Here is a 10,393-nt window from a genome sequence, read left to right as displayed (position 1 = left end):
GAACGCTTCATGTCGGAAATCAAACGCCGAAGCAAAAAGAGTGTCACCTTCCCTACCGAACGGGCGGTGGAGAAAATGATTTATCTCCAATGCATTCGGTTTAATGAGAACAAACAACAAACGGCTCACGGCTTTGCGAAGAAGAAGGCAGAGCTTCAACAAAAGTTTTGGGAAAAATATGGAACCACGAGCTAAAATGAAAAATTCCTCCCACCTTCCCCTAGGGGAAGGTGGGAGGAATAAAAGAAATAATTCTAGTGTTCATAAAGGGTCCCTGCCATCTTACACAAAATTATTGACGTGACCCTTTTTTTGAAGGAGCATTCGGACATCTATTCCGTTATTTTCCCTTTTTGAATGGCAAAGAAGCGGTCTACGCCCGGATAGCGGAACAAATGTCCGAAAAACCCGCCCCTGGCCGCGAATTATCCCATTTAACGGAATGAATGTCCGCACGGGCTTCGCCAACTCCCTCCCTTTGTCACCGTAACAAAGCAATGTGCTGGAAGCTTCTTTAGTGATGGCCTTGGGCGATCTTTCCTTGTACTGCAGCTCAAAAAATTATATAAAAAACAGGTTTTTGATTTGGTGGTACAGGGGATAATCGCAGCAGAACAAATATTCTCGGCAAGAAACATATAAGTTATAATGAATGAATATTTACATGATAAAAAGGCGAAGGCAGAAAGGGGATGTATTATGGATGCATTTATGTCACAGGAATCTTATATAATAATGGCACGAATCTTATCAGCGGCATGCCTGGCTGGTCTTATTGGAGCGGAACGGGAATACAAAAGACACCCGGCAGGTTTCCGCACCCACCTGCTGGTAGGCACAGGAGCATGTTTAGCTATGGTCATGGCTCTTTTTGGGTTTCAATCGTATCTTGAAGAAAATCCGGGAGTTTCGGCGTATGATCCTTCCCGTTTAGCTTCCTATGTGATTAGCGGGGTGGGATTTTTAGGAGCGGGAACGATTATTGTGCAGGGGGTCTCCATTAAGGGATTGACCACCGCTGCTTCAATCTGGGTTGTGGCTGCTATAGGTTTGGCTGCAGGAGCAGGCATGTATTTTGCGGCTATTTTAACTACTGTTGTTGTGTTGTTAAGCCTGTTTTTCTTAAACAATATAGAACGGTTTTTCCGTTCTTCTCCCCGGGATGAAAAAATTGAAGTCATGCTGGATAATCAATATGCCGCCCTCTCAGAGATTGTGGAGATGTTTGAGAAGGAGAACGTATTGGTCAAAAAGGTAACCGGGAGTGCGGATAATACGGAACAGCAGGAACGAAAGTTATCGTTTGTATTTCATATAGAAGGGTCGAATCAGATGAACCGCACCCACCTTTATGACCAGCTGGTAAAAACGAAGGGTGTGCTTGAAGTAGAAATGACGCTTCCTTCTTAAGTGGAAGGACACTTCTCTTGAATTTTCTCCTCCTTTGTATTATATTTAAAGTCAAAGATAGTCAAGGTCAGAGGAAGAGAAAACGTTTAGATGCCAGGAAGGAGGTTGGCCCTTTTGCGAAACATTTCGGATGTGATCGAAAAATATTTAAAACAGATTCTCACCCAAAGCGACAGGGATTTGATAGAAATAAAGCGAAGTGAGTTAGCAAAACGTTTTGAATGTGTTCCTTCCCAAATAAATTACGTCATCAGCACCCGTTTTACCAATGAGAAGGGGTATATCGTGGAAAGCAAAAGGGGCGGCGGGGGGTACATTCGCATTACCAAGGTAAAAGTGGATGATCATGCTGAACTGATTGATCAATTGTTAATGCTTATTGAGGGAGGAGTAGACCAGGTTACAGCCGAAAGCATCATTATGCGCCTGTATGAAGAAGAAGCAATATCCAAACGGGAAGCCAATATTATGCTTTCCGCGGCAGACCGGAATATTTTATCCTTGAAATACGCAGAAGAACGTGATTTGCTGCGGGCTAAAATGCTTAAAGCAATGCTTTTGAGCCTGCGATATAAATAGAACGACATGGCGGAGGGAGGAAAAGGAAGTGATTTGTCAAGAATGTCAAACACGCCAGGCTACTCTGCATTTCACAAAGATTATCAATGGAAAAAAAGCGGAAATGCACTTATGTGATGAGTGTGCCCGTGATAAAGGTGAACAAATTCCAGGTTCAAACAGTTACTCCATTCATGAACTATTATCGGGACTGCTGAATGTGGATCAAATATCTGGCAACAATGAATTTAAGACGTCCAGAGCCGAGCCGGAACCATTGGTTTGTGATCAGTGCGGGTTGACGTATGAGAGATTTGCCAAAGTAGGAAGATTTGGCTGCGCTCACTGCTATAAAGCATTTGATGCGAAACTGGATCCCATACTTAACCGGGTGCATAGTGGAAATGACCGCCACGCAGGGAAAGTCCCGAAAAGGACAGGAGGAACCATGCAGGTTCAACGGGAAATTGAAAAACTACGGGAAAGCCTCCGCACCAGTATAGAACAGGAAGAATTTGAAGAAGCCGCACGTTTGCGTGATCAAATACGGGAACTCGAAGGAAAAATACAGAACGGGGAGGAGGAGGCTTAATGTCACTGCAGCGTTTTATATCTCAAGCGATAAGTCCGTGGATGAAAAGCGGGCCGGGACCTGATAGTGATATCGTATTAAGCACCCGGATTCGCTTGGCCAGGAATCTGAAAAATTATCCTTTTCCCATTTTTGCTTCCAGTGATGTTTCTGAACAAGTGCTGCGTCATGTATCGGAAGAATTATCAACAATCCCTGCAGGGGCGGACGGAGCTTTGGAACTACTGAAAATGGACGATTTCTCTTTCAATGAAAAAAGGGTGCTGGTGGAGAAGCATTTAATCAGCCCGCATCTGGCTGAACATTCCCGGCATGGAGCGGTAATGCTGAGTCCCGATGAGTCGGTGAGCATTATGCTGAATGAAGAAGACCATATACGGATGCAGTCTCTCTTCCGGGGGTTCCAATTAGACGAAGGATTAGACTTTTCGAATAAGTTGGATGATTGTGCCGAGGAAAAAGTCACCTATGCGTTTGATGAGAAAAGAGGGTACTTAACGAGCTGTCCCACCAACGTTGGCACAGGCATGAGGGCATCTGTTATGATGCATTTACCTGCTCTTGTTATGACCCAGCAGCTGAACCGGATTTTGCCTGCCATTAACCAGCTTGGTCTGGTGGTCCGCGGAATATATGGAGAGGGAAGCGAGGCCCAGGGTAATCTTTTTCAAATATCCAATCAAATGACCCTTGGGAAATCAGAAGAAGATATTGTGGAGGACCTAAAAGGGGTCGTGACCCAGGTAATACAACAGGAACGCTCTGCGAGGGGGACTTTGATGCGTTCTTCCAGAATCCAGATGGAGGATAAAGTGTTCCGTTCATACGGGCTGCTTAAAAACAGCCGAGTAATGGAGTCGAAGGAAGCAACGAAACGCCTTTCTGATGTCCGGCTTGGTATTGATCTGGATTTAATACACGGAATATCGGGTAATATTTTAAATGAATTGATGATTTTAACACAGCCTGCGTTTCTTCAGCAATATGCGGGAAAAGAATTATCGGCGGATGAGCGTGATGTGAGACGGGCTGCGCTTATTCGTGAGAGAATGGAACTAGAGAAAGAAAACGAAGAGTAAGCTATAAAAAAGTGGAGGTGCGCGTACATGATGTTTGGACGATTTACAGAAAGAGCCCAGAAGGTATTGGCTCTGGCGCAGGAAGAAGCAATCCGCCTTGGGCATAATAATATAGGTACGGAACACATTCTGCTGGGATTGATCCGGGAAGGAGAAGGAATAGCGGCCAAAGCCCTCCAGGCTCTGAATCTTGGTTCGGACCAGATCCAGAAGGAAGTAGAGGCTCTGATCGGCACAGGGCAGGAAGGGTCTAAGACGATTCATTACACCCCGAGAGCCAAGAAAGTGATAGAGCTGTCGATGGATGAGGCAAGAAAGCTGGGGCATTCCTATGTAGGTACAGAACACATTTTACTCGGTCTGATCCGGGAAGGGGAAGGAGTAGCAGCACGGGTATTGAATAACCTCGGGGTAAGCTTGAATAAAGCCCGTCAGCAGGTGCTTCAGCTGCTCGGAAATAACGAATCTTCCGGTGGGAATCAGCAGCAGGCAGCAGCCTCCGGTGCAACAAACGCCAACACTCCAACCTTGGATAGCCTGGCCCGAGACTTAACAGCAGTAGCGAAGGAAGAAGGCCTGGATCCGGTCATTGGCCGCAGTAATGAAATTGAACGGGTCATTCAGGTATTGAGCCGCCGTACAAAGAACAATCCGGTGTTGATTGGTGAACCGGGTGTCGGGAAAACGGCTGTTGCTGAGGGTCTGGCACAATCGATTATTTCCAATGAAGTACCGGAAATCCTCCGCAGTAAACGTGTCATGACTCTGGATATGGGAACGGTCGTGGCCGGCACGAAATACCGAGGAGAATTTGAAGACCGTTTGAAAAAAGTAATGGAAGAAATTCGTCAAGCCGGCAACGTCATTCTCTTTATTGATGAGCTTCATACCCTTATTGGTGCAGGCGGTGCAGAAGGGGCGATAGATGCTTCCAATATCCTGAAACCCTCTCTTGCCCGCGGAGAATTGCAGTGCATTGGCGCAACGACTCTTGATGAATACAGAAAGTATATTGAAAAAGATGCGGCATTGGAACGCCGTTTCCAGCCTATCCAGGTGGATGAACCGACTACGGAAGAATCCATCCAGATTCTTGCCGGCCTGCGTGACCGCTACGAAGCTCATCATCGTGTAACCATTACAGATGAGTCTATTGAGGAAGCGGTGAAATTGTCTGACCGTTATATTTCCGATCGATTCCTCCCGGATAAGGCAATCGACCTGATTGATGAAGCGGGTTCCAAGGTACGTCTGCGTTCCTATACCGCTCCGCCGAATCTCAAGGAACTGGAACAAAAGCTGGAAGAAACACGGAAAGAAAAAGATGCTTCCGTGCAGAGCCAGGAGTTTGAAAAAGCAGCCTCTTTGCGTGACAGTGAACAGCGGCTCCGTGAAGAAGTAGAGAATATGAAAAATGAATGGAAAGAAAAGCAGGGGAAAGAAAATACGGAGGTCACCCCGGAAGATATTGCCCAGGTGGTGGCAAGCTGGACGGGAATTCCTGTTTCCAAAATAGCGGAAGAAGAAACCGAACGCCTTCTTAAAATGGAAGAAATTCTTCACAACCGCGTGATCGGCCAGGATGAAGCGGTCAAATCCGTTTCTCAGGCGGTACGCCGTGCCCGTGCCGGATTAAAAGATCCAAAACGCCCGATTGGTTCATTTATTTTCCTTGGACCTACCGGTGTCGGTAAGACAGAATTGGCACGGGCTGTGGCTGAGACATTGTTCGGGGATGAAGAATCGGTTATCCGGATTGACATGTCCGAATTTATGGAACGCCACGCGACCAGCCGTCTGGTAGGTTCGCCGCCCGGATATGTCGGCTTTGAAGAGGGCGGTCAGCTGACCGAAAAAGTCCGCCGTAATCCTTATTCCGTTATTCTGCTGGATGAGGTGGAAAAAGCCCATCCGGAAGTCTTTAACATTCTTCTGCAAGTATTGGAAGACGGATTTTTGACCGATTCCAAAGGACGCCGTGTCGATTTCCGGAATACGGCCATCATTATGACTTCCAACGTTGGAGCCAACCTGCTCCGCAAGAATAACTATGTTGGTTTCACTACCAATACAGATGACGCGGAAAACTTTAAGGATATGCGCGACAAAGTGATGGGAGAACTAAAGAACACCTTCCGTCCTGAGTTCCTGAACCGGATCGACGAGATTATTGTGTTCCACAGTCTTGAGAAAAAGCATATTAAAGAAATTGTAGTACTCATGGCCGAGCAGCTGAAAGAGCGTCTCGCAGAACAAGGCATTAATTTTGAATTAAGTGATGCAGCCAAAGATAAGATTTCAGAAGAAGGTTTTGATCCAGAATATGGGGCCCGCCCGCTTCGCCGTGCTCTCCAGCGTCAGGTTGAAGACCGTCTCTCCGAAGAACTGCTGCGTGGTTCTATTCAAAAAGGGGATACGGCTTATATCGATGTGAAAGACGGAGAATATTTTGTTGAAACCAAATCGGAAGCAACCACGTAATCAATAAGAGACACTTTAAAAGAATCGCTGTTTGTAAAGTGCCAAGGCACTTTGCGAACAGCTGTTTTGTATCGGAAAAGTGAGGAAATAAAGTGAGGGACGCGTGTGGCAAAACAAAAATCCAAGTTTGTCTGTCAGGAATGCGGGTACGAAACAAGCAAATGGATGGGACGCTGTCCAGGCTGTAACCAATGGAATACTATGGTCGAAGAATTAGAAACGAGCGCCAAAAACACGGGAGCGAAACGGGCCTTTCAGCATGGAGAGGGGGCTTCTCAAAAACCTGAGCCTATTACGAAGGTGATCGGGGAAAAAGAACCTAGAATCGATACCGACCTTCCAGAGTTGAACAGGGTGCTTGGAGGTGGGATTGTGCCTGGCTCTCTTGTTTTAGTAGGAGGAGATCCGGGAATAGGGAAATCAACTCTCCTATTACAAGTAACCTCTATTCTGGCGGATCACTCTCATAAAGTGCTGTATATATCCGGGGAAGAATCCGTGAAACAGACGAAATTGCGGGCAGACCGGCTGGGTGTGAAAGCAGACTCTCTGTTTGTGTTTGCAGAGACAGATATGGATTTGATAGAACATGCCATCCATCAGATAAATCCTACCCTTGTTGTCATTGATTCGATTCAGACGGTACATCAAACAAACATTACCTCTGCCCCCGGCAGTGTGGCACAGGTCCGGGAAACCACCTCCTCATTTATGAAAATAGCTAAATCAAGAGGAATTGCCATATTCATTGTAGGGCATGTCACAAAACAGGGATCGATCGCAGGACCGAAAATGCTGGAACATATGGTGGATTCTGTCTTGTATTTTGAAGGAGAACAGCACCATACGTACCGGATTTTAAGAGCCGTAAAAAACCGCTTTGGCTCCACCAATGAAATCGGTATCTTTGAAATGAAGGAAATGGGGCTGAAGGAAGTCAAAAACCCGTCGGAGATATTTCTCGAAGAACGGACCCAGGGAAGTGCCGGATCTATTGTCGTGGCCTCGCTTGAAGGAACAAGGCCGGTGCTGGTGGAAATTCAGGCGCTTATTGCGCCATCCAGTTTTGCGAATCCGAAAAGAACAGCTACCGGCGTGGATCATAACCGAATTGCTTTGTTGATGGCTGTGCTGGAAAAAAGATTAGGGATGCTGCTGCAGAACCAGGATGCTTATATGAATGTTGCCGGCGGCGTAAAGCTGGATGAACCAGCAATAGATCTTGGGCTGGCTGTCTGTATTGCCTCCAGTTTTCGAAATCACGCCACAAGTCCAAAAGATGTTGTCATCGGAGAAGTGGGTTTGACAGGGGAAATACGAAGAGTATCCCGGATTGAAGATAGAGTTTATGAAGCTGCTAAACTGGGCTTTGAACGGGCGGTTGTTCCAGCTAAAAATTTAGAAGGATGGACCTATCCTGACACTATAGAAGTAATCGGCGTTTCTACGTTGGAAGAAGCACTGGAAATGGCGCTGGAGCACCAGGCCCCTAGATGGTGAATTTTGTCAAATAATTGAAAAATATAACATTGACGTTACAATTTATTCACGATACAATGAAAAATTATTAAAATCTGTGACAAATACGTAAAATTTTGCTACATTTAGAGTAAAACCTGCTTCACTCATGGTTTTTTATTTAAACTGGAAATGAAAGGTTTTAAATATAAATTTTTGTCTATAATGAGTAAAAGGAGGTGACAGCAGGCGTGCTAAAACGAATTGTACAACTGTTTTTTATTCTTGCCGGGGCAACATTAGGTTTTATTTTCATTCCGGAATTTATATCTTTATTGAATTATAGCTCCATGCCTGATTGGCTCGGTAACCCATACATCGGAGCTGTTATCGGAGCGGTACTGCTGTTTGTGGCTACATTCTGGATGGCTGATTATATTGTGAACGGGATGCGGGTTCTGGAAGAAATGATTGTAAAAGCCCCGGTTACAGATGTATTGTTTGGAACACTGGGATTAGTATTTGGTCTGGTCGTGGCATTTTTAATCAGCCTGCCCCTGAATTCACTTGAGATCCCTGTGATTAATTCTGTGCTGCCGATCTTTATTACATTCTTTTTAGGATATTTTGGGTTTCAGGTTGGTTTTAAAAAGCGGGATGAATTAAAGAGTCTGTTTCCTGCCAGCCGCACTGCGGTAACCAAAAAAAGGGAAGAAGAACTGCTGATCCGGGAGGACAGTTCAAAGGTGAAGATATTAGATACCAGCGTCATTATAGACGGACGTATTGCTGATGTCTGTCAAACCGGTTTTATTGAAGGAACCCTTGTCATTCCTGAATTTGTGCTCGAGGAGCTGCAGCATATTGCGGATTCTTCCGATGTATTGAAACGAAACCGCGGCCGGAGAGGTCTGGATATCTTAAACCGTATTCAAAAAGACCTTCCGGTGGAAGTGGAGATTTATGAAGGAGACTTTGAAGATATTCAGGAGGTCGACAGCAAGCTCGTAAAACTTGCAAAAGTACGCGGAGGCATGGTGGTGACCAACGACTTTAACTTAAATAAAGTCTGCGATCTTCAAGGCGTGGATGTATTAAATATCAATGATTTGGCTAACGCGGTAAAACCAGTGGTTCTCCCTGGAGAGGAAATGAGTGTGCAGGTCATAAAAGACGGTAAAGAACAAAATCAAGGTGTAGCATACCTGGATGACGGCACGATGATTGTCGTTGAAGGAGGGCGTGACTACATCAGTAAAACAATAGAAGTTATTGTGACTAGTGTATTGCAGACCAGTGCAGGCCGTATGATATTTGCCAAACCCAAGCTGATGGAAAAGGCATTGTAAATCCTAATTTCTGCCGGGAGCTGTATCAAAAGGTACAGCTCCTTTTCTGTGTGACGAAGAGAGGTCAACCATGGGCAGGAACGGAAGGCGTCCCATGTTGGCTTAGACAGGAGATCCTGACTTTATGGACTTCCCCTGCCACGTCTTGTCTTCTACGCTGCGCGGGGTGGAACGAATTTCTCAACCGCCGTTTTCTTACTGTTGCCTCCACATAGCTTTCAAGTGTATGATAAAAGAGCCTGATATTAGAGCGAGATATATTGGAGAGGTAATATGAAATACACAGTCGTTATACCGGCAGCGGGGCAGGGGAAAAGAATGAAAGCCGGTCACAATAAACAGTTTTTAATGTTGGAGGACCGCCCGTTAATTATCCATACTGTTTCCATTTTTGAAAATGATCCCTGGTGCGGGAAGATTATTGTGGTCGCTAATGATTATGAAACCGGACCAATGGCCGACTTATTTCAGGAATGGCATATAAGCAAAGTGGATAGTATTGTAACAGGAGGAGAAGAGAGGCAGGACAGTGTGTTTGAAGGCCTGAAAAAGGCAGAAGGAAGCGAATCAACCATTGTGCTTATCCATGACGGGGCCCGTCCATTTGTGACGGTGGAGCATATTCATGAGCTAGCGGAAAAAGCAGCGGAAGAAGGAGCGGCTGTCATTGGACTGCGTATGAAAGACACGGTAAAACGAGTGGCTGAAGGAAAAGTGACCGAAACGATTGAACGGTCAAGCATTTGGTCAGTCCAAACACCGCAGGCTTTTCAATTTCCAGTCGTGTTTGAGGCTTATCAGAAAGCTGCTTTAGAGAAGTTTAGAGGCACAGATGACACAAGCCTTGTGGAACGTATGGATGTTCCTGTACATATTGTGGAAGGTGGATATGATAACATTAAACTGACCACACCGGAAGATATGGTAGTAGCAAAAGCTATATTGAAAAAACGAAAAAGGGGGAGACGTCATTGAGAATCGGACATGGTTTTGACGTCCATCAACTCACGGAAGAACGCCCCCTTATTATAGGAGGCGTACCTATTCCCCATTCCAAAGGACTGGCCGGTCATTCTGATGCGGATGTATTGTTACATGCAGCCGCTGATGCTCTGCTGGGGGCTGTCGGGGAACGTGACATCGGCAAGCACTTTCCGGATACGGACCCTGCCTACAAAGATGCGGATTCTGCTTTCCTGTTAAAACAGGTGTATCAGCTGGTACGGCAGAAGGGGTACCAGATTGCGAATATGGACGGAACCATTCTGGCAGAAAAACCTAAAATGGCCCCCTATATCGATGAAATGCGGGAAAACATAGCCGCTGCCCTGGAGTGCAGAGAAGCTCAGGTGAATGTAAAAGCAACAACGACGGAAAAACTGGGCTTCACAGGCAGAGAAGAAGGGATTGCGTCCCACGCCGTTGTGTTATTGGAACCTATAACATAAGCAAAACGTCAATGATAT

Annotated in this window: 9 protein-coding genes and 1 pseudogene; all 10 read left to right on the top strand. The window is 45.8% G+C overall.

Going from position 1 to position 10,393, the window contains the following annotated elements; translation table 11 throughout:
• Positions 1–195, top strand: a pseudogene (locus G475_RS27565) (IS256 family transposase); the annotation flags it as partial.
• 504 nt (positions 196–699) lie between these two features.
• A complete protein-coding gene (locus tag G475_RS0117755) occupies positions 700–1,410 on the top strand; it encodes an MgtC/SapB family protein (protein ID WP_035711730.1) in 711 nt (236 codons plus the stop codon).
• 114 nt (positions 1,411–1,524) lie between these two features.
• On the top strand, positions 1,525–1,989 hold the full coding sequence (locus tag G475_RS0117750) for a CtsR family transcriptional regulator (RefSeq protein ID WP_026702429.1): 465 nt from the start codon (positions 1,525–1,527) through the stop codon (positions 1,987–1,989).
• A gap of 28 nt (positions 1,990–2,017) precedes the next feature.
• Positions 2,018–2,560, top strand: coding sequence for a UvrB/UvrC motif-containing protein (locus G475_RS0117745; RefSeq protein ID WP_026702428.1), 543 nt, complete (start codon positions 2,018–2,020; stop codon positions 2,558–2,560).
• A complete protein-coding gene (locus tag G475_RS0117740) occupies positions 2,560–3,639 on the top strand; it encodes a protein arginine kinase (RefSeq protein WP_026702427.1) in 1,080 nt (359 codons plus the stop codon). Before G475_RS0117745 ends, G475_RS0117740 begins: the two co-directional genes overlap by 1 nt.
• Before the next feature lie 27 nt (positions 3,640–3,666).
• Entirely contained in the window at positions 3,667–6,120 is a 2,454-nt protein-coding gene (gene clpC, locus G475_RS0117735) for an ATP-dependent protease ATP-binding subunit ClpC (protein ID WP_026702426.1), read from the top strand.
• 105 nt (positions 6,121–6,225) lie between these two features.
• On the top strand, positions 6,226–7,620 hold the full coding sequence (gene radA / locus G475_RS0117730; RefSeq protein WP_026702425.1) for a DNA repair protein RadA: 1,395 nt from the start codon (positions 6,226–6,228) through the stop codon (positions 7,618–7,620).
• A 209-nt stretch (positions 7,621–7,829) separates the two neighbouring features.
• A complete protein-coding gene (locus tag G475_RS0117725) occupies positions 7,830–8,927 on the top strand; it encodes a PIN/TRAM domain-containing protein (protein ID WP_026702424.1) in 1,098 nt (365 codons plus the stop codon).
• 273 nt (positions 8,928–9,200) lie between these two features.
• Positions 9,201–9,902 (top strand): 2-C-methyl-D-erythritol 4-phosphate cytidylyltransferase, encoded by a 702-nt coding sequence (ispD, locus tag G475_RS0117720; RefSeq protein ID WP_026702423.1) that lies wholly within the window; start codon positions 9,201–9,203, stop codon positions 9,900–9,902.
• Positions 9,899–10,375: a 2-C-methyl-D-erythritol 2,4-cyclodiphosphate synthase gene (ispF, locus tag G475_RS0117715; RefSeq protein WP_026702422.1), complete on the top strand. Its 477-nt coding sequence runs from the start codon at positions 9,899–9,901 to the stop codon at positions 10,373–10,375. The genes ispD and ispF overlap by 4 nt, the downstream gene beginning before the upstream one ends.
• Positions 10,376–10,393 lie beyond the last annotated feature (18 nt).

This window comes from Salibacterium aidingense DSM 18341, assembly GCF_000429685.1.
Classification (GTDB): domain Bacteria; phylum Bacillota; class Bacilli; order Bacillales; family Marinococcaceae; genus Salibacterium; species Salibacterium aidingense.
This window is presented reverse-complemented; position numbering and strand designations above follow the sequence as displayed.